The sequence below is a fragment of the Xanthomonas sp. Leaf148 genome, from assembly GCF_001423585.1.
GTDB lineage: Bacteria > Pseudomonadota > Gammaproteobacteria > Xanthomonadales > Xanthomonadaceae > Xanthomonas.
In genome coordinates, this window is record NZ_LMOP01000001.1 from 398,185 (window position 1) to 420,811 (window position 22,627).

A 22,627-nucleotide genomic window follows, 5' to 3' on the forward strand; every position below is an offset into this window, starting at 1 on the left:
GGCGGTGGCGCTGCTGTCGCGGCTGGCCGAGGCATTGCGTCGAGCGGCAGATATCCCGGGCCGCTGCGATGCGTGCACGTCCTCCCCGGCGAGCGGCCCAACACTCCGCACCGACGCCGCGCGCGGCACACTAGTGGGATGTCAGCTTCCCGTTCCAGCGCTACTGCGCCTGCCGCCCCTCGTACCGGCCCTACCCTGCGCGAGCGCCTGGATGCGCTGCGTAATCTGCCCCCGTTCCTGCGCCAGATCTGGCAGACCAGCCGCTGGTTGAGCGCCAGCAGCATCGGCCTGCGTGTGCTGCGCGCGTTGATGCCGGTGGCCACGCTCTACATCGGCAAATTGATCATCGACGAGGCGATTCACCTGGTCGACCAGCCGCCGGCATTCGAGTCCTTTACGCAGGCGCTCAGCAGCGGGCGCTTGAACCGCTTGCTGGAATTGCTGGCGCTGGAACTGGCGCTGGCGATCGGCTCGGACCTGCTCGGGCGCATGGTCGGTTATGCCGATGCGCTGTTGTCGGAGTTGTTCAACAACGCTGCCAGCGTGCGGTTGATGGAACATGCCGCACAACTGGATCTGGAAGATTTCGAAGACCCCGACCGCCAGGACAAGCTGGATCGCGCACGGCGTCAGACCATGAACCGCATGAACCTGATGAGCCAGTTGTTCGGCCAGGTGCAGGATGCGATCACCGTGATCAGCCTGGCGGTGGGGCTGGTGGTGTATGCGCCGTGGTTGATCGTGCTGCTGGCGGTGGCGCTAATCCCGGCCTTCATCGGCGAAGCGCACTTCAATGCGCTGGGCTATTCGCTCAACTTCCAGTGGACGCCGGAGCGCCGCCAGCTCGATTACCTGCGCCAGGTCGGCGCCAGCGTGGAGACTGCAAAAGAAGTCAAAATCCTCAACCTGCACCGCTTCTTGATCGCGCGTTATCGCCGCCTGGCCGACAAGTTCTTCCAGGCCAACCGCGCACTGGCGCGCAAGCGTGCGTCGTGGGGTGCGTTGCTGGCGGCGCTGGGTACGCTGGGCTACTACATGGCCTATGGCTATATCGCCTGGCGCACGGTGCGCGGCGATTTCAGCATCGGCGACCTGACCTTTCTGGCCGGCAGCTTCCTGCGTCTGCGTCAGTTGCTGGAAGGCCTGTTGATTGGGTTTTCGCAGGTCGCCGGCCAGGCCTTGTATCTGGACGATCTGTATTCGTTCTTCAACATCGTGCCGGAAATCCGCTCGCGCCCCAACGCCTTGCCGGTGCCGCGCCCGATCCGCCAGGGTTTCGTGTTCCAGGATGTGGGCTTCCGTTATCCGGACGCCGAGACGTGGACGGTGCGGCATCTGGATTTCGAACTGCGCGCCGGCGAAGTGCTGGCCCTGGTTGGCGAAAACGGCGCCGGCAAGACCACCCTGGTCAAGCTGCTGGCGCGGCTGTACGACCCCGACGAAGGCCGCATCCTGCTCGATGGGCAGGACCTGCGCGACTACGACCTGGACGATCTGCGCGCCAACTTGGGCGTGATCTTTCAGGACTTTGTGCGCTACCACCTGAGCGTAGGCGAGAACATCGGCGTGGGCCAGGTCGATGCGATGGACGATGCGCCGCGTATCCAGGCCGCAGCGCAGCGCGCGATGGCTGGCGAGCTCATCGACAGCCTGCCCGATGGCTACGATCAATTGATCGGCCGCCGCTTCAAGAACAGCGTGGATCTGTCCGGCGGGCAATGGCAGAAGATCGCCATCGCACGCGCTTACATGCGCGATGCGCAGCTAATGATTTTGGACGAACCCACCGCCGCGCTGGATGCGCGCAGCGAGTTCGAGGTGTTCCAGCGCTTCAAGGAGCTCTCCGACAACCGCACTGCGGTGCTGATCTCGCACCGCTTCTCAAGCGTGCGCATGGCCGACCGCATTCTGGTGCTGGCCGACGGGCGCATCGAAGCCAACGGCACCCATGCGGAACTGATGGCGCAGGGCGGGCGCTATGCGGAGCTGTTCGAGCTGCAGGCGGCGGGATATCGGTGAGGCCGGGAATGGGGAATCGGGAATGGGGAATCGTTAGAAGCGGCGTCGCGGCGGCTGACAGGTACTGAGCCTCCCCATCCTGCAGAAGCCCCAGATCTTGCGGCCCTGCACCCCATTCCGGATTCCCGATTCTCCATTCCCGCCAAATGAGAGTTCATCTCATTTGGCCAGCTTGAGGTAGAATTGCCGAGTATTCCTCCCACGACACTAAACCGGTATGTCTTCCGCTTTCGGCGCCGAAACGGTGCTTGAGGTCCGTCATTGGACCGATGCCTACTTCAGCTTCACCACGACCCGCGATGCCGGTTTCCGCTTCGAAAACGGCCAGTTCGTGATGATCGGGCTGGAAACCGAAACCCGGCCGTTGCTGCGCGCGTATTCGATCGCCAGCGCCAACTGGGAAGAGCATCTGGAGTTCTTCAGCATCAAGGTGCCGGACGGCCCGCTGACCTCGCGGCTGCAGCACATCCAACCGGGCGACAAGGTGCTGGTCGGCAAGAAACCCACCGGCACGCTGCTGATCAGCGACCTGCATCCGGGTCGTAATCTGTATCTGCTGGGCACCGGCACCGGCTTGGCGCCGTGGCTGTCGATCATCAAGGACCCGGAAACCTACGAGCGCTTCGACAAGGTGATCCTCACCCAGGGCGTGCGCTTCGTGCAGGATCTGGCCTATCGCGACTACTTCGAGCGCGAGCTGCCGCAGCACGAATTCCTCGGCGATCTGCTGCGCGAAAAACTGCTGTATTACCCGGCAGTCACCCGTGAAGCGTTTGCCAATCAGGGCCGCCTGACCGAACTGATGGCCGATGGCCGCATGCAGCAGACGCTGGGCCTGCCGACCCTGGACCCGGCCAACGACCGCTTCATGATCTGCGGCAGCCCGCAGATGCTGGCCGACCTGCGCACGTTGCTGGACGCACGCGGTTTCCAGACCTCGCCACGCATCGGCACCCCGGGGCATTACGTGTTCGAGCGCGCCTTCGTCGAGAAGTGAAGCAATGCACAGGCGTGCCGCTACTACACCGTCGTAGGAGCGCACCTGGGCGCGACGAAGCGTTCCCGGTACAGCCTCATCCCCGGTAACGCCTCGCATTTTCGGTAACGCCTCGTCGCGCCCGGGTGCGCTCCTACGATCCAGGCGCATCTAAGATTGGGCGTGCGGCTGCGATGTCACGCGCCCAGCGCACGCTCGATATCGGCGGCCAAGGCCTCCGGCTTGGTGGTGGTGCGTAAGGTGTTCGAGCGCGCCTTCGTCGAGAAGTGAAGCAACGCGCAGGCATGCCGCTACTGCACTGTCGTAGGAGCGCACCTGGGCGCGACGAAGCCTTACCGGTACAGCCTCATCCCCGGTAACGCCTTGCATTTTCGGTAACGCCTCGTCGCGCCCGGGTGCGCTCCTACGATCCAGGCGCATCTAAGGTTGGGCATGCACCTGCGATGTCACGCGCCCAGCGCACGCTCGATATCGGCGGCCAGGGCCTCCGGCTTGGTGGTCGGTGCGTAGCGCTCCAACACGGTGCCATCGCGGCCGATCAGGAACTTGGTGAAGTTCCATTTGATCGCCTCCGATCCAAGCACGCCGCGCTGTTCGTGCTTGAGCCATTGCCACAGCGGATGCGCGCTGCTGCCGTTGACCTCGACTTTGGACGCCAGCGGAAAATCCACCGCATAGTCGAGCGAGCAGAACTGCCGGATCTGTGCAGCATCGCCGGGCTCCTGGTGACCGAACTGATCGCACGGGAAACCGATCACTACCAGGCCACGCTCACGATAGCGCTGCCATAAGGCCTGCAACCCTGCGTACTGCGGGGTAAAGCCGCATTTCGAAGCCACATTCACCACCAGCACCACACTGCCGGCGTAGTCACGCATCGATTGCGTGCGACCGTCCAGGTCGGTGAACTCAAAGGTGGATAGCGCGGTCATCGACAACTCTCGATAGGGAAAGCGCTAGCCTAACCCAGCCCTCTCGGCCAGCCACACCCTCTCCGCACAGCGCTACCTCTCGCCCATGTGACATCCGCGCACCACGATCCAGCCGCGTATCGTTGGCTGTTCGCAGGTCTGTATGCAGGACCTCCGGCAGCGCATTCGCTGGAGCAGGACTTGTAGCATGTCCCGATGTGTCGCCGAGCCGCTGGCGGCTGTCCTGGCGAAGTCCCGGCGTCTTGGCGGCCTTGGGGCCTGGCGTGACCTGGCGCATGGTCGCGTCCGCCAGCCAGACATGCCTTTTGTCACACGCCTGTCCCGGCGGGCTGGGTTAGCCTCGGCGGCTCGCACTTTGGAGCCACCCTCTTGACCACCCGTCTCGCCTTTGCCCTGGCCGCTTCCCTGGGACTTGCCATGCCGTCCTACAGCATCGCCGCACCCGCCACCACGCAGGCTGCCACCCAAGCCAACCCCTTCTTTGCCGACAGCACGCTGCCACTGCATTACCCGCAGTTCGACAAGATCAAAGACAGCGACTTCGCACCTGCCTTCGACGCCGGCATGGCCGAGCAGTTGAAGGAAGTGGACAAGATCGCCACCCAGAAAGCCAAGCCGAGCTTCGACAACACCATCGTCGCACTCGAAAAGAGCGGCGCCACGCTCGATCGCGCCACCACGGTGTTCTTCAACCTGGTGGGTGCCGACACCAACGATGCACGCAAGAAACTGCAGGCCGACTACTCGGCCAAGTTCGCTGCGCATCGCGATGCGATTTCGCTCAACGGCAAGCTGTTCGCGCGCATCCAGACCTTGTACGACCAACGCGCCAAGCTGGGCCTGGATGCGCAAGGCCTGCGCTTGGTCGAGAAGTACTACAGCGACTTCGTCCGCGATGGCGCCAAGCTCTCCGATGCCGACAAGACCACGCTCAAGGCGATGAATGCCGAACTGGCCAACCTGGGCACCACCTTCAGCCAGAACGTGCTGGCCGAGGTCAATGCGGCGGCAGTCGTAGTGGATGACGTCAAGCAGCTCGATGGCCTGTCCGAGGAGCAGATCGCTTCTGCTGCCGAAGCAGCCAAGGCGCGCAAGCTCGATGGCAAGTACGTGATTGCGCTGCTCAACACCACCGGCCAGCCGCCGCTGACCCAGCTGAAGAATCGCGACCTGCGCAAGAAAATCTATGACGCGTCGGTCTCGCGCGGCAGCCATGGTGGTCAGTACGACAACACCGCGCTGGTGTCGCGCATCATGAAGCTGCGCGCCGACAAGGCCAAGCTGCTCGGCTTCCCGACCTACGCCGCGTACTCGCTGGAAAACCAGACCGCCAAGACCCCGGAAGCGGTCAACGCCATGCTGGGCAAGCTGGCACCGGCCGCGGTGGCCAACGCCAAGCGCGAGGCTGCCGATCTGCAGGCGATGATCGACAAGGAACAAAAAGCCGCACGCAAACCAACCTTCAAACTCGAAGCCTGGGATTGGGCCTACTACAGCGAGAAGGTGCGCCAGGCCAAGTACAACTTCGACGAGTCGCAGCTCAAGCCGTACTTCGAGCTCAAGAACGTGCTGGAAAACGGCGTGTTTTATGCAGCCAACCAGGAATACGGCCTGACCTTCAAGCAGCGCACCGACCTGCCGACCTACCGCGACGACATCACCGTCTATGACGTGTTCGATGCCGACGGCAAGCAGCTGGCGATCTTCATCGCCGACATGTATGCACGCGAATCCAAGCGCGGTGGCGCATGGATGAACTCATACGTGTCGCAGTCGGACCTGACCGGTTTCAAGCCGGTGGTGGCCAATCACCTCAACATCCCCAAGCCGCCTGCCGGCCAGCCCACGCTGCTGACCTGGGACGAAGTGACCACCATGTTCCATGAGTTCGGGCATGCGCTGCACGGCATGTTCTCCGATGTGAAATACCCGTATTTCTCCGGCACCAGCGTGCCGCGCGACTTTGTGGAGTTCCCCTCGCAGGTCAACGAGATGTGGGCCGACGAGCCGTCCATCCTGAAGAACTACGCCAAGCATTATCAAAACGGCACCCCGATGCCGCAGGCCTTGCTGGACAAGGTGATTGCCGCGTCCAAGTTCAACCAGGGCTTTGCGACCACCGAATATCTGGGTGCGGCGATGCTGGATCAGAACTGGCATCAGATCAGCGCCAACCAGGTGCCCGATGCGGCCGGCGTCATGGCGTTCGAGGCCAAGGCCTTGCAGCAGGACGGCATTGCCTACGCGCCGGTACCGCCGCGCTACAAGACTCCATATTTCAGCCACATCATGGGCGGCTATGCGGCGGGCTATTACGCCTACATCTGGTCCGAAGTGCTGGATGCCAACACCCAGCAATGGTTCAAACAGAATGGTGGATTGAGCCGCGCCAATGGCGATCGGTTCCGCAAGACGCTGCTGTCGCGCGGTGGTAGCGTGGATGCGATGGAGCTGTTCCAGAACTTCGCCGGGCATGCGCCGCAGATCGAGCCCTTGCTTGAGAAGCGCGGTCTGAGCGCGCAGGGCGGCGATGGCGCCACCCCGGAAGCGCCGCAGTCCAAGCCGTGATTGGAGCTGCGTAACGACAACGCCGCCCGGAGCGATCCGGGCGGCGTTGTCGTTTTTGCGGTGGCGTGCATGGCAGCCATCGCGCGTCGCTCAGGACTCTACGGCGTCCACGCCATTGAGCAATTTCTTGAGCAGTTTTTCCAGACGCGCCTGTTCGGCCTCGCTGATATCGCCCGCCTGCTCGTGCAACAGCGTGCATGCTTCCGGCAACAGGCTTTCGATTAACGCCAGCCCGGCCGGTTGCAGGGACAGCACGATCTTGCGCCGGTCGTCGGGACTGCTGCCCCGTGCGATCAAACCCTTCTCGCACAACTGATCGGTGAGTCGGGTGATGTTGGCCGGCTTCTCGCTGGCCGCCTCTGCCGCCTCGGTCGGCGTAATGGCCTGCTCGGGCGTGCCGTACAACATCATCAGGATCTCGTATTCCGGCGGACTGATCCCGTACGGCCTGAGTCGCACACAACTGATGGTGTGCAGCCGCTTGTAGAGATGCTTGATCAACCTCACCAGGACAGCCGGCTCCCGCGGAAAGGCTGGATAGCGCGCGCAGGTGTGGTCTACGCGATTTGCGGTTGGATCGAAACTGCTCATATCACCCGTTTGGTTACATTACTGAATGGCCTGAGCATTCAATCACATCACTTGCGGGGCGACATCTCAGCGAGCGAAAAGATGTACATATTCCGGCGCGACCCACGGCATCAACGTGGATGCAGCGACCTCGGCCGTTTGCGTGCCATCCGAATACGGCCCGACCTGATAAGGCGGAAACACGAAGCGCACTGCGGTGATCTGTCCGGCCGCATTCAACACCGGCACGAACTGCGCGAAGTTGTCCACCTGCGCTGCGGTTCCTTCGGCAATCATGCGGTCGGCCGATGCGACTTGTTCGGCCTGTTCTTCGACCGGCACACGATCGGCTTCCACGCGCTGGGTGGCAGCGGCATGCAATTGCGCAGCGACATCGCGACCGATCTTTTCCCAGCCGGCCGGGTCGGGAATCATCGCTTGCGCGGTCAGTTGCTTGCGCTCCTTGATCAGCCAGACGAAGCGCGCCACCAGCGGATCGCCATGCGCGCCGCCGGTATAGCGGCTGCCATCGGCGGAGACGACGATCAGGTCGGCGGTCTGCAATAGTTTTTCGAATGCCAGCGACAACTCATAGGGCGCTGCCGGTTTGTCGTTGCCCAGACCGGTTACCGCTTCCATCAGTTCGCTGCGGGCATCCTGCGCATACGTGCGAATCAACGCGGCCAGTTCCGGATACGCATCCAGCCCAGGCGGATAGCTGATCCCGACCATATAAGCCGGCGCGTGTTCGATCACATCTTCCAACGGGCCACTCTGCACCATCAGCGGTTCCGGAGGCGGCGTTGTCGCTGCTGCCGCATCGGCTGCCGGCTCGGTCGGCTCGACTACTGCCGGTTCGCGCTGCGTACAGCCCGCCAACAGGGCCAGCATCAGCAGACCCCGCACACTCTTGAATCCAAGCAACCGCACCATTCCCACCTGCTCCCCTGATCAAACCACCCACTGCTGTCCGTCAGGCCAGCAGATCCTGAAACTGTTGATGCCGGCGCACGTAGGCGGCGGCGTAGCTGCACGCTGGCACGACCTTCAGGCCGGCCTCGCGCGCATGCTGCAAAGCAGACTCGACCAACACGGCGGCAATACCGCGCCCTGCAATCGCATCCGGCACCAGCGTATGCGTGATGGTCATGCGCGCACCCTCGAGCTGATACACCAGCTCGGCGCGATGTCCCTCGGTGTCAATAACGAATCGCTGCTGTGTCGGGTCGTGTTCGGCGTGCACTGTCGCTGCCTCCATCGTGGTGTGCGCCCGGCAGTGAATGTGCGGCAAGTGTGACCAGCGCGACGCCGCGCCTGCGTGAAAATGAATCCACGCTGTGACCGTTAGCCCGACTCGGCAACGACATCCTTAAGTTCGCTCAACCAGCGCCGATAGCTGACTCGAAGGCGCTGCCTGCAACCGGTCTCCGGCCTGGCCAGCGCCCTCGCCTTACCAACGAGGAGTCACGCATGCAAAACGATTCGGCAGGAAACGGCACAGACAGCGACAGCTCGCTGCTGGAAGGCTTGTTCCAGTTCGCCATCAACGGCGACACCCACAACCCCGACTTCGCGCAACTCAACGATACCGTCTACGAGCGTCTGCAGCAGGCCTACGGCGCGGTGTCGGGCTCGGCACTCAGTACTGACCGGGAACGCAGCGCAGCCTGATGCCTGCGTCGCTCCACTTGCCAGGACCTGTGACGCCATGGCGTCGGTCCTGGCCCGGTTGCCGCACGCAACCGCTGCACTGACGCATTACCGCAACCCCGGCCAGCCCGGTACCCGAGCGACCGGACCCGCCAGCGCCCTCAGCCGAAGCGCGGATTGGACAGCTGCTCCAGAAAGATCTGCCACACCCGCGGCTCCATGATCAGCATGAACATCACCCCGAATGCCGCGCCGGCCAGGTGTGCGCTGTGGTTGATGCGATCGCCGCCGCGGCGGTCCATCCACAGGCTGTAGCCGACGTAGAACACCGCATAGATGATCGCCGGTGCCGGAATGAACAGCACCAGGATGATGGTCCACGGCTGCAGCAGGATGAAGGCGAACAGCACCGCCGACACCGCACCGGAGGCACCCAGGCTCAGATAATTGGGGTTCTTCTGGTTCTTCAGATAGCTGGGCAGGATCGACACCACCAGCGCGGCCAGATAGAACAACGGATAGGTCAGCACGCTGCCGGTCAGCTGCGTCATCACCTTTTCGATCACTCGTCCGAAAAAGAACAGCGTGATCATGTTGAAGACCAGGTGTCCCAGGTCGGCGTGGATGAAGCCGTAGGTCACCAGGCGGTCGTACTGCCGGTTCTTGTCCAGCGCCGGCGGCCACAGGATGAGCCGGTCGGCCAGCTTGCGGTTATTGAACGCCAGCCACGAGACGATGCCGGTGATGGCGATCAGGATCAGGGTAATCATGCGGACCTCAGGCAGAACGGTAATTGTCGACCATGCGATAACGGCGCGCGTACAAGCCAAAGGCCAGTGCTGCCAGGAATGCGAAGGCCGCGAAGAAGAACATCAAAAATGCCGCTTCGCTGAGCCCAGTATCGGCGATATGCGAGGTCACCGTCGCATTGCGCACCGCCACGTTCGATAGCAGCACCCACAGATTGCCGACCGTGGTGGTCAGATACCAGAAGCTCATCACCACGCCCTTCATCGACGGCGGCGCCTGGCTATAAGCGAACTCGATGCCGGTGGCCGACACCAGCACCTCGCCGAAGGTAAGCAAGGCATAGGGCAGCATCTGCCAGGCGATGTGCATCGGCTCGCCGCCGTCCATGACGACCTGGATCGCGCCGACCGCAATCCACGCCACGCCACTGAAGGCGATACCGCTGGTCATGCGACGCAACGGCGTCGGCTCCCAGCCACCACGGCGTAACAGCGGATACAGCACCAGGTTGTTGAAGGGGATCAGCAACATCACCAGCAGCGGATTGAGCGCCTGCATCTGCGAGGCGGTGAACCACGCCGGCATGGTCATCTCGCGTCCCTGCAACACCCAGGTCGAGGCCTTCTGATCGAACAACGAAAAGAACGGCGTCACCAGCGCGAAGATCACCAGCACCCGCAGCAAGGCGCGCACGCCTTCGACCGCGGCATCCGGATGCGTACCGCGCGCGCGCTCCAGCTGCCACCAGGTGCCGCCGCCGATCCCGGCCAGCAGCAACACCAGCGCCATGCACAGGCAGATAACGATGCCCAGCGGCTCGATCAGCATCATGCAGGCCAGTGCAGCGACCACCGCGATGACTGCCAGCGCCAGACCAGGCCGCCCCTGCCCTGGCGCGCGTGCCAGCAATGCCGTGCGCAGCACCGCGCCGAACCCGTGCGGGTCTTTCGGCGGCAACGGCACCAGCACGTAGCGCTTGCGACCCAGCCAGAACACCAGCGTGGCCACGAACATCAAGATGCCGGGAATGCCGAACGCCCACGACGGGCCCAGATTCTTCAGTGCGACCGGGATCAGCAACGAGGCGAACAACGAGCCGAAGTTGATGATCCAGTAGAAAGCGTCGAACACCACCTTGGCCATGTGTTTGTTGGACTGGTCGAACTGGTCGCCCATGAACGAGGCCACCAGCGGTTTGATGCCGCCCGCACCCAGCGCAATCAAGCCCAGCCCGACGAAGAAGCCTTGACGGCTGCCCTCGAACATCGCCAGACACGCGTGGCCGGCGCAATAGATGAGGCTGAACCACAGAATCGTGTTGTATTTGCCGAACAAGCGATCAGCCAGCCAGCCGCCCAGCAGCGGGAAGAAAAACACCCCGATCATGAAGCTGTGCAGGATGTGCTTGGCTTCGGCCTCGCGGCCCGGCCCGCCAACCTCCTGCAGCAGCAGCGAGGTGATCAGAAACTGCACCAGGATGTTGCGCATCCCGTAGAAGCTGAAACGCTCGCAGGCTTCGTTGCCGATGATGAAAGGAATCTGGCGCGGCAGGCGCGCGCCGGCCGTGGGGCCCGGCAAGGTCGAGGTGGTCAAAGGCGGTCCGACGAGCTGAAAACAGGCCCTATCGTACCGGCGCCGAGCTGCCGGCCGCCATGCGCGCGCAGGTCGGCTGCTGGCGTTGCGCGCTCAGGACATCGCACCGCGCGCAGTCGACGCCGAGTGCATGCGTGCGCAGACCGCGTCGATAACCCGCAAAAACCGGCGTTTTCGAATCGCTCGCGCCCGCTTGAAGTCGGCGACCATGCCGCAGTGCAGATTGGCCTGCCAGCTCGGCTCGGCTACATTGCAAACGTTTTCCTGGAACACTGGACCGCTGGATGCCCCGCTTCACCCGCCTGGCCCTGAGCCTGTTGTTGTTGACCTGCGCCCCTGTCGCGCTGGCCGCCGAACCGCTGACCACCCAGGCCGAGCGCAGCGGCTTTGTGCATACCGGCCGCTATGACGAAGTCATCGCGCTGTGCGATGCGTTTGCGCAGCGTTACCCGCAGGCGGTGCGCTGCGTCGAGTTCGGCACCACGCCGGAAGGCAGGCCGATGAAGGCCTTGATCGCCTCCACCAGCGGCGCGCTGGATGCGGCCAGCGCCGCACAGCGCAAGCTGCCGGTGGTCTTGATCCAGGGCGGCATCCACGCTGGCGAAATCGATGGCAAGGACGCGGGCTTTCTGGCCTTGCGCCAGCTGCTCGATGGCAAGGCCGGCAAGGGCGTGCTCGACACGTTGGTATGGGTATTCGTGCCGGTGTTCAACGTGGATGGACACGAGCGCTTCGGCGCCTGGAATCGCCCCAACCAGCGCGGCCCCGAGCAGATGGGCTGGCGTGTCACCGCGCAGAACCTCAATCTCAACCGCGACTACGTCAAGGCCGACGCGCCGGAGATGCAGGCCATGCTGCGGCTGGTACAGCAGTGGGACCCGCTGATGTACGTGGACCTGCATGTCACCGACGGCGCCAAGTTCGAGCACGACGTCTCGGTGCAGGTGGAGCCGGTGCATGCCGGCGACACCACGCTGCAGCGCGACGGCACGCGTTGGCGCGATGCAGTGCTGGGCGATCTGGCCAAGCAAGGTTCGCTGCCGCTGCCGTATTACCCCTCTTTCGTGCACGAAGACGACCCCAGCTCCGGCTTCGCCGACGACGTGTCGCCGCCGCGGTTTTCGCATGGCTATTTCCTGCTGCGCAACCGCTTCGGCATGTTGGTGGAAACCCACTCGTGGAAGGACTACCCCACGCGCGTGCGGGTCACCCGCAATGCCATCGTGTCGGTGCTGCAGCAGGCCGCAAAACATGGCAACGCCTGGCGCGCCGATGCGCTGGCGGCCGATCAGCGCGCCAGCCAGCTGGCCGGCATGCCCGAGCCGCTGCGCTTTGCCGCCGGCCCTGCCGCGCGCACCGTGGCGTTTCGCGGCTATGCGTATACGCGCACGCCGTCGCCGATTTCCGGCGCGCTGATGACGCGCTACGACGAGAGCAAACCGCAGATCTGGAAGGTACCGCTGCGCGATCAGATCAAACCCGATTTGGTGGTCGACGCACCGCGTGGCGGCTATCTGGTGCCGGCAGCGCAAGCGGCCTTTGTCGCCGAGAAATTACGCCTACATGGCATCGATTTCCGCACCGTCGCCAGTGCGGCAGAACATCCGGTGCAAACCTTCCGTGCCGACACCGCCAACTTTGCCGCGCGCTCGAACGAAGGTCACCAGACCTTGGAGGTCGGTGGGCAATGGCGCGATGAAACCCGCAATGTCCCGGCCGGCGCGTTGTTCGTGCCGATTGCGCAACCCAAGGCGCGCCTGTTGATGGCGATGCTGGAGCCGCAGGCACCGGACTCGCTGCTGCAGTGGGGCTTTTTCAACACGGCCTTCGAGCGCAAGGAATACATGGAGGCCTACGTGGCCGAAGACGTGGCGCGCGACATGCTGGCCAACGACGCCGCGTTGAAGGCCCAGTTCGACCAGCGCATCGCCAGCGACCCGGAGTTTGCCAACAGCCCGCAAGCGCGCCTGGAGTTCTTCGCCAAGCGTCATTCTTCCTGGGACGAGCGCTACCAGCTCTATCCGGTGCTGCGTACCGCGCAGACCGACTTCTAACCGCGCCGCCTCTCCAGGCGAGCGACCGAACCGCGCCTGTGCGCGGCTCCCATCCGGGCATCTCGCTGCCCCCAATTTCGTAATGACCCAGTACGACAAGGACACCCCGTGCCACACCCCGCTATGAAACCGTTTACAACGACTACTCTTCGCCCTCGCCCGCTCGTCTTGGCGGTGGTCATGGGCCTGGGCATCGCGCTGTCTGCGCCGTTGGCACTCGCACAATCCGCAGCGGCACCGCAGCCATGGATGGACACCGCGTTGACCGCCGACCAACGTGCGGACCGGCTGCTGGCGCAGATGACCGACGACGAAAAATTCCAGATGCTGCGCAGCTATTTCGGCCTGGGCACCGACAAGATTCCCAAGCCGGAAGGCGCGCTGGGGTCGGCAGGCTATGTGCCCGGCATTCCACGCTTGGGTATCCCCGCGCAGCAGCTGGCAGATGCCGGCGTGGGCGTGACCAATCCAGGTGGCATCCGCAAGGGCGACTTCGCCACCGCGATGCCGTCCGGCCCGTCCACGGCATCCAGCTGGAACCCGCAGCTGGCCTTTGCCGGCGGCAAGACCATGGGCCGCGAATCCTGGCAGCAGGGCTTCAACGTGCTGCTGGCCGGCAGCGTCAACCTGCAGCGCGATCCGCGCAACGGCCGCAACTTCGAATACGCCGGCGAAGACCCGCTGCTGGCCGGCACCATGGTCGGCGAATCGATCCGCGGCGTGCAGAGCGAACACGTGCTGTCGACGATGAAGCACTTCGCGCTCAACGACATGGAAACCCGGCGCAACTTCCATAGCGCCGACATTGGCGAGCAGGCGATGCACGAGTCGGACCTGCTGGCCTTCGAGATTGCGCTGAAGATCGGCGACCCGGCGTCGGTGATGTGTTCGTACAACAAGATCAACGGCATCTACGGCTGCGAGCACGATTACCTGCTCAACCAGGTGCTCAAACAGGAATGGAAATACCCCGGCTATGTGATGTCCGATTGGGGCGGCGTGCACAGCGGCTCCAAGGCCGCGCTGGCTGGACTGGATCAGCAATCGGCCGGCGAAGTGTTCGATGCTGCAGTGTTCTTCGATGCGCCGTTGCGCATGGCGGTGGGCGCCGGCGTGGTGCCGCGCGCGCGCTTCGACGACATGGTCAAGCGCGTGCTGCGCAGCCTGTTTGCGCATGGCGCGTTCGATCACCCGACCCAGCGCCAACCCATCGATGGCAAGGCCGGGCAACTGGCCGCGCAGCATGTGGCCGAAGAAGGCAGCGTGCTGCTGCGTAATGAGCAAGCTCTGTTGCCACTCTCCAAGGACGTGCGCCGCATCGCGGTGATTGGCGGCTACGCCGACAAGGGCGTGATGTCCGGCGGCGGCTCCTCGCGGGTGGACTACACCATCAATGGCGGCAACGCGGTGCCCGGGCTCACCCCGACCACCTGGCCGGGCCCGGTGATCATCCATCCGTCCTCGCCGTTGCAGGCCCTGCGCGCCGCATTGCCAAATGTGCAGATCGACTACGTCGACGGCAAGGACCGCAATGCGGCCGCACGTGCGGCCAAAGCGGCCGATGTCGCCATCGTGTTCGCCACCCAATGGGCCGCCGAATCGGTGGACCTGCCGGACATGCAGTTGCCCGACAACCAGGATGCGTTGATCGACGCAGTGGCCAAGGCCAACCCCAAGACCACCGTGGTGCTGGAAACCAACGGCCCCGTGCGCATGCCCTGGGCCGAGCGCGTGCCGGCGGTGCTGCAGGCCTGGTATCCGGGCATCGGCGGCGGCCAAGCGATCGCCAACCTTTTGACCGGCGCGGTGAATCCGTCCGGCCATCTGCCGGTGACCTGGCCGGTGGACGAATCGCAGCTGCCGCGCCCGTCGATTCCGGGGCTGGGCTTCAAGCCGGCCAAGCCGGGCGAAGACAGCATCGACTACGCCATCGAAGGTGCCAACGTCGGCTACAAGTGGTTTGCCGCGCGCAAGCTCACCCCACGTTATCCGTTCGGCCACGGTCTGTCGTACACGCAATTCCGCATGGGCGGCCTGCAGGTGGACGCGCAAGGCAGCACCCTCACCGCACGCTTCGAGGTGGAGAACACCGGCCAGCGCGAAGGCGCTGCGGTGCCGCAGCTCTACGTCACCTTGCCCGATGGCCATGCCACACCGCTGCGCCTGATCGGCTGGCAGAAGCTCACCCTCAAGCCCGGCGAAAAGCGCAGCGTGCAGGTGATTGCCGAACCGAAGACGCTGGCCGATTTCGATGCCAAGGCACGTCATTGGAAGATCGCTGGCGGCACCTACCGCGTGCAACTGGCGCGCTCGGCGAGCGAGCCGGTGCAGAGTGCGGAGGTCCGCTTGCAGGCGACGCAACTGCCGTAACCAGCGGCGCGGCGCGCGCGATCCATGCGTCCGCCGCGTCCAGCTGCCGAGCGCTGCATGGCACACACAAAAAATGTAGGAAAGTGCGTTGACAGCCGCACGCCCAGCTTGCACAATTCGCCCCCTGAGTCGCCCAGGTGGCGGAATTGGTAGACGCACTAGCTTCAGGTGCTAGCGGGGGCAACTTCGTGGAGGTTCGAGTCCTCTCCTGGGCACCACGACTCACGGTAGATCGTAAAAAACCTCGCTTCGGCGGGGTTTTTTGCGTTTGGGTGTTTGCTTTAGCGCACTACTGGCCGCTGAGCCGTTGTCTGTTGCAGGCAGTCTCCGGCGGCAGGTCCATCGAACGATTCCGCCATCGCGCGGCAAGGTCACTGAGCACCAGCCAAGCTCACGCCGCGCAGCACGCGCAGCCGCAGTGATCCAAAGCCATGTGCTGCCAACAAACACCACATGGCTGCACGCCGTTGCGGTGTTTTACAGACACACAAGCGCCGTAGCGCGCGAGGCAGTGACTTTCGACACGCGCCGCACGCGATCCAAACGCATGAGGATGCCGCGTCACCTTCACGGCAATCCCCATGCGTCGCTCGCTGCCACGTGCCTTATTGCAGATTGCCACGCTCAGCCCACCCGCGTGGGCACAGCAGGCGCATACTAGCCCGTCGCAGACGCATCGGGCGCAGATGTGATCGCACCACTGCGGCCTTGGTACAGCGTTCAATGTGCTCGCCGACCGCGGCGGCATCTGGCTTTACTGCGACAGTGGCGTGTTAGCTGCGCTTAGTCAGGACTGCTGGACTTGTCCCTGATCGCTTGACTGATGCGCTTGGCGCGTGCGAGGTCTCCGGCCGCCTCATACGCCTCCGCCAGGCTGTCCAGCGCATTGCTCGATGCCGGGAACAAGTCCACGTTGAGTGCAAACACCCTGATCGCGGCGGTGGCGCCCAGGTTGGACAGCACGGTGTAGCCGGTGGTGTTGATCGCCCGTTCGAGCGCCTCGTCGGAGAGGCCGGGCCGCGCCCGGAGTGCCTGCGCAAAGATGCGGGTCTCCTGCTCGTCGGGAGCGCGCAGTGCGAAGGCGATCAGTGTTTCAGCCAGCGATTTGCTGGGAAACCGTTGCGTTGAGAGCGTGGCAACGACGCTGTCCAGCAGCACCCTGCTCCACACACCGCGCGCACTTCCATTAGTGAGATAGACCACGCTGTAGCTGTCACCATCAAGCGTCGTATCGAACAGGATCCGCACCCGCACTCGCGCGCCGCCATCGTGGCCGACAGATTGATACGCATCGTCTTGCCCGACCTCCCAACCACTGGCGAACCAGCCGCGCTGCCCATTGGGAAGCGTCTGCGGTTGCCAGAGCTTGCGTAGGGTCTCCTTGCCCACCAGGCGCCCGGTCCGCACCGCCTCCAGAAACGTGCTCAGATCGTCGACGCTTGTGTACAACTGCCCATGCGCCAGCGCGTACTCCGGCCAGGCGACAGTGGGCTCCGGCTCCAGCTTGCCGTCGGTGCCGAGATACGCGCTGGCTACGCGATGCGCAGGCAGCAGTGGAAGTCCAATTGATGTGTGCGTCAGATGCAGCTTGGTGATGATTCGCTCCGATGCAATCTGCGGATACGGCTTGCGGTAGTGCGCCTGCAGTAGCTGCCCAAGCACCACGTAATTGATGTTGGTATAGCGCGTATCGCTGCCGGGAACGGCAACCAAGGGCTGTGTGGCCAGTCGCTCGAACATCGCCTGCGCGCTGGCCGCAAAGCGCGCATTGGCCTCGTCCGCGCCACGCATCTGCGACGGTTCAAAGTACTCCGGCAGACCGGAGGTGTGATCGAGCAGCTGCCGAACGGTGATGTGCTTCCAGGGTTCGGGTAACGCAGGCAGATACTGCCTGGCCGGCTGATCCAGGTCGATCTCACCTGCTTCCACTAATTGCATGATCAAGGTGCTGACAAACAGCTTGGCGACCGAAAACGCCGGAAAGATCTGCTCGGGCGTGACCGGCTGCTGCGTCTGCAGATCGGCAACGCCGTCGACTCCGCGAAACACCCGCTTGCCGTTGTGCACGACAACCACCGCTTGGCCGACGATGCCGTAGCGTTGCCGATTGAGCTGCATCTGCCGGGTCAGACGGTCGGCAAGAGGCTCAGGCGTGGCAGCGACGGGAAAGCAACAGCACACCGCAAGACACAGCAGCAACCATGCAAACCAGTGCGGAAGGTGTAGTCGCCGCGCCGGCAGACGCGATGATCGCGTCGTGGCTGGCGAAGCTCCATCCGTGAATGCCCTACCTGCCCAACACCTGACCATCGGCGCTGCTCCTGAGTGAACAGCGCCAGTCTAGCCGAGCCGCACAACCTGCCGTGCGCTCAGTGTCCCCCAGCCGCTGCAGCGCCACCGGCGCCCGCACCGAACGGCGGCTTCGCCAACCACAGGAAGAAGATGATCGCCAGGAACGTCCAGCCGAGCAGATAGAAGATGTCGTTGAAGCCCATCTGCGAGGCCTGGTGGTTGATCATGTTGTTGAGCGAGGCCGCGCCGCGTTGCAGGTCGCCCTGCCCCATCGCGGTGACCTGTTCCTGCATGCCGGACGTGTAGACCGAGATGTGTTCGGTGATATGCGCGTGGTGCACTTGCGTGCGTCGCGCCCACAGATACGTGGTCAGCGATGCAGCAAAGCTGCCGCCCAACGTCCGCAGGAACGTCGCCAGGCCGGAGCCGGCCGCGATCTCGCGCCCGTCCAGATCCGATAGCAGAATCTGCAGCACCGGCATGAAGAACAACGCAACGCCGACACCCATCACCAATTGCACGGTGGCCACGTGGCTGAAGTCCACCTGCAGGTTGAAGTTGGAGCGCAGGAAGCTGGTGAACGACAAAAAGATAAAGGCGACGGTGGCCAGCATGCGCAGATCGAACCGCAATGCGTACTTGCCCACGAACGGCGTCATCAACACCGGCAGGATGCCGATTGGCGCGGTGGCCAGGCCGGCCCAGATCGCGGTATAGCCCATGTCGCGTTGCAGCCACTGCGGGATCAACAGGCTCACGCTGAAGAACGCCGCATACGCCACCACCATCGCCAAGGTGCCGGCGCGGAAGTTGCGATGTCGAAACAGTTTGAGATCGACGATGGGGTCCTTGTCGGTGAGTTCCCAGATCACGAACACCACCAGCGCCACGGCGGCGACACAGGCCAGCACCACGATCTTGTCGGACGAGAACCAGTCTTCGTCATTGCCCAGGTCCAGCACCAGCTGCAGCGCGCCCACGCCGACCACCAGCAGGATCAGGCCGATGTAATCCATGCGCGGTTTTTCGAGCTGTTCGGGGCGATGCCGCAACTGTGACCCCACAATACTGCTGGCGATGATGCCCAGCGGCACGTTGATCAGAAAGATCCATTCCCAGCTGTAGTTGTCGGTAATCCAGCCGCCCAGGATCGGGCCGGCAATCGGCGCGACCACGGTGATCATTGCGAGCAACGCCAGCGCCTGCCCACGTTTTTCGCGCGGGTAGATCGACACCAGCAAACTTTGGGTGATGGGATACATCGGCCCGGCGACAAACCCCTGCAGCGCGCGTGCGACCACCAGCATGCCCATGCTCTGCGCCAAGCCGCACAACAGCGATGCCACGGTGAACGCCAGCGTCGACCACACGAACAACTTGGTTTCGCCAAAGCGCCGGCTCAACCAGCCGGTCAGCGGCAACGCGATCGCCGTGCTCACCGCGAACGAGGTGATGACCCAGGTGGCCTGCTGCGAACTTGCGCCGAGATTGCCGGCGATGGTCGGCAGCGAGACGTTGGCGATGGTGGTGTCCAGCACCTGCATGAACGAGGCCATGGCCAGGCCCATGGTGCACAACGCCACGCTGGCCGGACGAAAGCCGGCCGCGGGCGCCGGCGCCGCCGGGCCGCCGGACGCGGTGGGAGCTTGCGAAGACATGGTGGCTTAGCCCGCCTTGCTGGCAGCCTGCGACGGCAGGTTGTCCTGGATGATGCGATGGATGTCGGCGTCGGCAGCCTGCAACTGCTGCGCATACACATCGGTGGAGAACACCGAGCCGGTCGCCAGCTTGGTCGGCAGCACGCTGCCCTGCTGGTCATGCAGATTGACGTCGACCTTCATCGACAAGCCAATGCGCAGCGGGTTGTCGGCCAGTTGCTTGCTGTCCACCGCAATGCGCACCGGCACGCGCTGCACGATCTTGATCCAGTTGCCGCTGGCGTTTTGCGCCGGCAACAGCGAGAACGCGCTGCCGGTGCCCAGGCCCAGACTCTCGATGCGACCGGTGTAGTCGACGCCACCGCCGTACAGATCCGAATGCAGTTCCACTTCCTGGCCCAGGCGCATGTGCTTGAGCTGGGTTTCCTTGAAGTTGGCTTCCACCCACACCTGCTCCAGCGGCACCACCGCCATCAGCACGCTACCCGGCTGCACGCGTTGGCCAACCTGCGCCGAACGGCGTGCGACATAGCCGGACACCGGTGCCACCACACCGGTACGTGCGTGGTTGAGATAGGCCTGACGCACCTGCGCTGCAGCCGTCTGTACATCCGGCTGATTGGACAACGCGCTGTCGTCGATCAGCGCACGGTTGCGCTCGAAGCTCTCGCGCGAGCCGCTCACTGCCGCTTCGGCGGCAGCCAGTTCTTCGCGGACATGCGCCAGTTCTTCATTGGAAATGGCGCCACTGGCAGCCAGATTCTTGCGTCGCGCAAAGTCGGCACGGGCACTGCGCAAGGTGACTTCGCGTGCCGACAATTCGGCCTGCGCGCCTTCCACGCTGCGGTACAGACCACGCACCTGGCGCACGGTCTTGGCCAGGTTGGCTTCGGCCTGCTGCAACGCCACTGCGGTATCGGCCGGATCCAGTTGCACCAGCAGCTGGCCGCGTTCGACGCGCATGCCGTCTTCGGCACCAATGCTGACCACCGTGCCGCCCACCATCGGGGTGATCTGCACCTGGTTACCCTGCACGTAGGCGTCGTCGGTGTCCTCATACCAGCGGCCGACCAGGACGTACCAGGTCACGATGCCGATGATCGCCAGGATCACCACAATGGCCACGATGCGCAGCGCCGCACGGCGCTTGCTCGGTGCGGCGGGCGCGGGTTGGGAAGAAGTTGGAGTCGTCTGGCTCATCGTCGATGTCTCAGGAATTCGGTTGTGCGGAAGTGGGCGCGGTGTGTGCGGTGTCGCGTGCGGGCTCCGGCGTGAATCCGCCGCCCAGCGCACGCTGCAACCTCACCGAGGCCAAAAGTTGTTGCGACTGCAGCCCGGCCATGCGCTGGCGTGCGACGAGCAATTGCTCCTGCACGCTGAGCACGTCCAGATAGCCGCCGATACCGGCGCGGTAGCGCTGCTGCGCCAGATCGAATGCCGCAGCAGCGGTCTGCACGGCGTCGTCCTGCGCACGTGCGCGTTGCTCCAGCGAACGCACTGCGTTGGCCTGGTCGGCCACTTCGCGCAGCGCCGCGATCACTTTCTGGTTGTAGTCGGCCACCGCCAGGTCGTACTGCGCGTCGCTGCCGGCCAGATTGGCGCGCAGCTTGCCGCCGTCGAAAATCGGCAGGCTCAATGCCGGCGCAACCACGCCGAACACCGACGCGCTTTCCAGTAACTGGCCGACATCGCGGTTCACTACGCCGCCCAGGGCGATGATGTTGAAGCTGGGATAGAAGCGCGTCTTGGCCGTGGCGATGTCCTTGTCGGCCGCCTCCACGCGCCAGCGCGCAGCCACCACGTCCGGGCGACGGCCGAGCAGATCGGCCGGCAGGTTGCTCGGCAGCTGCGCGGCAATGGTCGCGCCCAGCACCGGGCGTGCGATGTCCAGCCCGCGGTCCGGGCCCTGGCCAAGCAACGCCGCCAGCGCGTTACGCGCCTCGTCGATCTGTTGCTGCGACGACTGCACCTGCTGCTGCGCGGCCGGCACCCGGGCCTGCGCCTGACGCAGTTGCAGATCGCTGTCGATGCCGGCACTGCGGCGCTGCTGGGTGAGTTCCACGGTCTTGCGCGAGCGCGCCAGTTCTTCGTCGGCCACATCGTGCAGACGCCAGGCGTAGTCGAGCTGCGCATAGGCTTCGGCGATCGCCGCCGACAGGTTCAGGCGCGCTGCCTGCGCATCCACCTCGGCCGCGTGCGCGGTGTCCACCGCCGCTTCCCAGGCGGCGCGCTTGCCGCCCCACAGGTCCACGCCGTAGCGGAAATCCACCACCAACTGACCGTTACCACCAAAGCGTCCGCCGCGTTCCTCACCGGCCACCGATTCCGGCAACTGCACGCCTGCGTAGCCGCCGGAGACCGACAGGCTGGGGCCGCGATCGGCCTGCGCGGTGCCGATACGGGCCTGTGCCTGGCGCAGGCGCACGTCGGCGGCGTCAAGGCTGGGGCTGTGCTGCAGGCCCTCGCCGATCAGCGCATTCAATTGCGCATCGCCCAGCGCGCGCCACCAATCGCTAGCCGGCCATGCGGCTGGGCTCAGCCCGGCTTGCGCCAGGGTGCGCTCGGCATGCAGCTGGCTGGCGTCGAGCAAGGTGCCTTGCGGCGCCAGCCCACGGCTGCTGGCGCAGGCGGCCAGCGCCAGCGTCAACGCGGTGAGAACAAGCGGCCGCGCCAGGCGCATCGAGCGCGGGCGCAGCGTCTGGATGAAGGAACTAGCAGCGTTCATGAGTTGAGTGCATCGCGGACACGGATAAGAAGGGAGGTGAGTTGCTCGCGCTCAGGGGCATCCAGGTCGCGCAGGCCATGCTCGATCGCACGTTCGCCGCGCAAGCGCAGCCGTTCCCACAGCGCCACGCCCTGCTCGGTCATGACGATCTGCAGCGCGCGCCGGTCCTGGGCATGCGGCTCGCGCCGCACTGCGCCCAAGGCCTCGAGCTTGTCGAGCAGGCGGGTCACCGCGCTCGGCGTCTGGTCCAGCGCCTGCGCCAGTTCGTTGGCCGTGCAGGGCGAACGCACTGCCAGGATCTTCAGACCGACGTAGTGACTGAAACCGAAGTCGGGCAGCTCGCCCTTCATCTCGGCCTCGAGCTGACGCATCAGCGCGTCGCGCACCTGGCGCAACAGCAACCCGAACGACGGCGGAGCGGTGGGGGTTAAATTCATGCAGCACATTTT

At 64.3% G+C, this 22,627-nt stretch carries 17 protein-coding genes and 1 tRNA gene; 7 read left to right on the forward strand and 11 right to left on the reverse strand.

Annotation, left to right across the window (positions count from 1 at the left end):
- Positions 1-138: 138 nt before the first annotated feature.
- Together ASF90_RS01660 and ASF90_RS01665 are read left to right on the forward strand one after the other, a co-directional pair.
- The gene (locus ASF90_RS01660) at positions 139-2,019 is read left to right on the forward strand and encodes an ABC transporter ATP-binding protein (protein WP_055845011.1); all 1,881 of its coding nucleotides are present in this window, start codon (positions 139-141) and stop codon (positions 2,017-2,019) included.
- A 217-nt stretch (positions 2,020-2,236) separates the two neighbouring features.
- Positions 2,237-3,016 (forward strand): ferredoxin--NADP reductase, encoded by a 780-nt coding sequence (locus tag ASF90_RS01665; RefSeq protein ID WP_005988314.1) that lies wholly within the window; start codon positions 2,237-2,239, stop codon positions 3,014-3,016.
- A 446-nt stretch (positions 3,017-3,462) separates the two neighbouring features.
- Here the strand turns inward: ASF90_RS01665 and ASF90_RS01670 are convergent, their stop codons facing one another.
- Entirely contained in the window at positions 3,463-3,948 is a 486-nt protein-coding gene (locus tag ASF90_RS01670) for a glutathione peroxidase (RefSeq protein WP_055845013.1), read from the reverse strand.
- 369 nt (positions 3,949-4,317) lie between these two features.
- On the opposite strand from ASF90_RS01670, the gene ASF90_RS01675 reads away from it, so the two are divergent.
- Entirely contained in the window at positions 4,318-6,516 is a 2,199-nt protein-coding gene (locus ASF90_RS01675; protein ID WP_193552564.1) for a M3 family metallopeptidase, read from the forward strand.
- A gap of 90 nt (positions 6,517-6,606) precedes the next feature.
- Here the strand turns inward: ASF90_RS01675 and ASF90_RS01680 are convergent, their stop codons facing one another.
- From ASF90_RS01680 to ASF90_RS01690, 3 genes are all read right to left on the reverse strand, one after another.
- Positions 6,607-7,107 (reverse strand): MarR family transcriptional regulator, encoded by a 501-nt coding sequence (locus ASF90_RS01680; RefSeq protein WP_055845019.1) that lies wholly within the window; start codon positions 7,105-7,107, stop codon positions 6,607-6,609.
- A 66-nt stretch (positions 7,108-7,173) separates the two neighbouring features.
- Entirely contained in the window at positions 7,174-8,019 is an 846-nt protein-coding gene (locus tag ASF90_RS01685; protein WP_055845022.1) for a DUF3298 and DUF4163 domain-containing protein, read from the reverse strand.
- A gap of 40 nt (positions 8,020-8,059) precedes the next feature.
- Complete coding sequence (locus tag ASF90_RS01690) at positions 8,060-8,344, reverse strand: GNAT family N-acetyltransferase (protein WP_055845026.1); 285 nt, start codon at positions 8,342-8,344, stop codon at positions 8,060-8,062.
- Positions 8,345-8,556: 212 nt separating this feature from the next.
- Here ASF90_RS01690 and ASF90_RS01695 point away from each other — a divergent pair, with 212 nt between their 5' ends.
- On the forward strand, positions 8,557-8,757 hold the full coding sequence (locus ASF90_RS01695) for a hypothetical protein (RefSeq protein ID WP_055845030.1): 201 nt from the start codon (positions 8,557-8,559) through the stop codon (positions 8,755-8,757).
- 140 nt (positions 8,758-8,897) lie between these two features.
- Here the strand turns inward: ASF90_RS01695 and ASF90_RS01700 are convergent, their stop codons facing one another.
- Positions 8,898-9,506, reverse strand: coding sequence for a rhomboid family intramembrane serine protease (locus tag ASF90_RS01700; protein WP_055845033.1), 609 nt, complete (start codon positions 9,504-9,506; stop codon positions 8,898-8,900).
- 7 nt (positions 9,507-9,513) lie between these two features.
- Complete coding sequence (locus ASF90_RS01705; RefSeq protein WP_055845036.1) at positions 9,514-11,079, reverse strand: oligopeptide:H+ symporter; 1,566 nt, start codon at positions 11,077-11,079, stop codon at positions 9,514-9,516.
- A 284-nt stretch (positions 11,080-11,363) separates the two neighbouring features.
- Between ASF90_RS01705 and ASF90_RS01710 the strand changes: the two genes are divergently transcribed.
- From ASF90_RS01710 to ASF90_RS01720, 3 genes are all read left to right on the forward strand, one after another.
- Positions 11,364-13,133, forward strand: coding sequence for a M14 family metallopeptidase (locus ASF90_RS01710; RefSeq protein WP_055845037.1), 1,770 nt, complete (start codon positions 11,364-11,366; stop codon positions 13,131-13,133).
- 180 nt (positions 13,134-13,313) lie between these two features.
- Positions 13,314-15,503: a glycoside hydrolase family 3 protein gene (locus ASF90_RS01715; protein ID WP_055845040.1), complete on the forward strand. Its 2,190-nt coding sequence runs from the start codon at positions 13,314-13,316 to the stop codon at positions 15,501-15,503.
- A gap of 131 nt (positions 15,504-15,634) precedes the next feature.
- Positions 15,635-15,721: transfer RNA gene (locus ASF90_RS01720), tRNA-Leu, on the forward strand.
- Positions 15,722-16,286: 565 nt separating this feature from the next.
- Here ASF90_RS01720 and ASF90_RS01725 read toward each other — a convergent pair.
- The 5 genes from ASF90_RS01725 to ASF90_RS01745 all read right to left on the reverse strand — a co-directional run bounded on the left by ASF90_RS01725 (position 16,287) and on the right by ASF90_RS01745 (position 22,615).
- The gene (locus ASF90_RS01725; RefSeq protein WP_055845042.1) at positions 16,287-17,621 is read right to left on the reverse strand and encodes a serine hydrolase domain-containing protein; all 1,335 of its coding nucleotides are present in this window, start codon (positions 17,619-17,621) and stop codon (positions 16,287-16,289) included.
- A gap of 251 nt (positions 17,622-17,872) precedes the next feature.
- Positions 17,873-19,453 (reverse strand): DHA2 family efflux MFS transporter permease subunit, encoded by a 1,581-nt coding sequence (locus tag ASF90_RS01730; protein ID WP_055845045.1) that lies wholly within the window; start codon positions 19,451-19,453, stop codon positions 17,873-17,875.
- A gap of 6 nt (positions 19,454-19,459) precedes the next feature.
- Positions 19,460-20,653, reverse strand: a complete 1,194-nt coding sequence (locus ASF90_RS01735; protein ID WP_055845048.1) for an efflux RND transporter periplasmic adaptor subunit — start codon at positions 20,651-20,653, stop codon at positions 19,460-19,462.
- 10 nt (positions 20,654-20,663) lie between these two features.
- The gene (locus ASF90_RS01740; protein WP_055845050.1) at positions 20,664-22,178 is read right to left on the reverse strand and encodes an efflux transporter outer membrane subunit; all 1,515 of its coding nucleotides are present in this window, start codon (positions 22,176-22,178) and stop codon (positions 20,664-20,666) included.
- Positions 22,175-22,615 carry a MarR family transcriptional regulator gene (locus ASF90_RS01745; RefSeq protein ID WP_055845053.1) on the reverse strand — a complete coding sequence of 147 codons (441 nt, stop codon included), beginning with the start codon at positions 22,613-22,615 and terminating at the stop codon, positions 22,175-22,177. The genes ASF90_RS01740 and ASF90_RS01745 overlap by 4 nt, the downstream gene beginning before the upstream one ends.
- Positions 22,616-22,627 lie beyond the last annotated feature (12 nt).

Excerpts from the sequence above, each read along its gene's own strand:
- ASF90_RS01690 (WP_055845026.1), bottom strand. The coding sequence starts at position 8,344 with ATGGAGGCAGCGACAGTGCACGCCGAACACGACCCGACACAGCAGCGA.
- ASF90_RS01715 (WP_055845040.1), top strand. The coding sequence starts at position 13,314 with ATGGGCCTGGGCATCGCGCTGTCTGCGCCGTTGGCACTCGCACAATCC.
- ASF90_RS01745 (WP_055845053.1), bottom strand. The coding sequence starts at position 22,615 with ATGAATTTAACCCCCACCGCTCCGCCGTCGTTCGGGTTGCTGTTGCGC.
- ASF90_RS01730 (WP_055845045.1), bottom strand. The coding sequence starts at position 19,453 with ATGTCTTCGCAAGCTCCCACCGCGTCCGGCGGCCCGGCGGCGCCGGCG.
- ASF90_RS01670 (WP_055845013.1), bottom strand. The coding sequence starts at position 3,948 with ATGACCGCGCTATCCACCTTTGAGTTCACCGACCTGGACGGTCGCACG.
- ASF90_RS01680 (WP_055845019.1), bottom strand. The coding sequence starts at position 7,107 with ATGAGCAGTTTCGATCCAACCGCAAATCGCGTAGACCACACCTGCGCG.
- ASF90_RS01660 (WP_055845011.1), top strand. The coding sequence starts at position 139 with ATGTCAGCTTCCCGTTCCAGCGCTACTGCGCCTGCCGCCCCTCGTACC.
- ASF90_RS01700 (WP_055845033.1), bottom strand. The coding sequence starts at position 9,506 with ATGATTACCCTGATCCTGATCGCCATCACCGGCATCGTCTCGTGGCTG.
- ASF90_RS01735 (WP_055845048.1), bottom strand. The coding sequence starts at position 20,653 with ATGAGCCAGACGACTCCAACTTCTTCCCAACCCGCGCCCGCCGCACCG.
- ASF90_RS01710 (WP_055845037.1), top strand. The coding sequence starts at position 11,364 with ATGCCCCGCTTCACCCGCCTGGCCCTGAGCCTGTTGTTGTTGACCTGC.
- ASF90_RS01725 (WP_055845042.1), bottom strand. The coding sequence starts at position 17,621 with ATGCAGCTCAATCGGCAACGCTACGGCATCGTCGGCCAAGCGGTGGTT.
- ASF90_RS01665 (WP_005988314.1), top strand. The coding sequence starts at position 2,237 with ATGTCTTCCGCTTTCGGCGCCGAAACGGTGCTTGAGGTCCGTCATTGG.
- ASF90_RS01695 (WP_055845030.1), top strand. The coding sequence starts at position 8,557 with ATGCAAAACGATTCGGCAGGAAACGGCACAGACAGCGACAGCTCGCTG.
- ASF90_RS01685 (WP_055845022.1), bottom strand. The coding sequence starts at position 8,019 with ATGGTGCGGTTGCTTGGATTCAAGAGTGTGCGGGGTCTGCTGATGCTG.
- ASF90_RS01740 (WP_055845050.1), bottom strand. The coding sequence starts at position 22,178 with ATGAACGCTGCTAGTTCCTTCATCCAGACGCTGCGCCCGCGCTCGATG.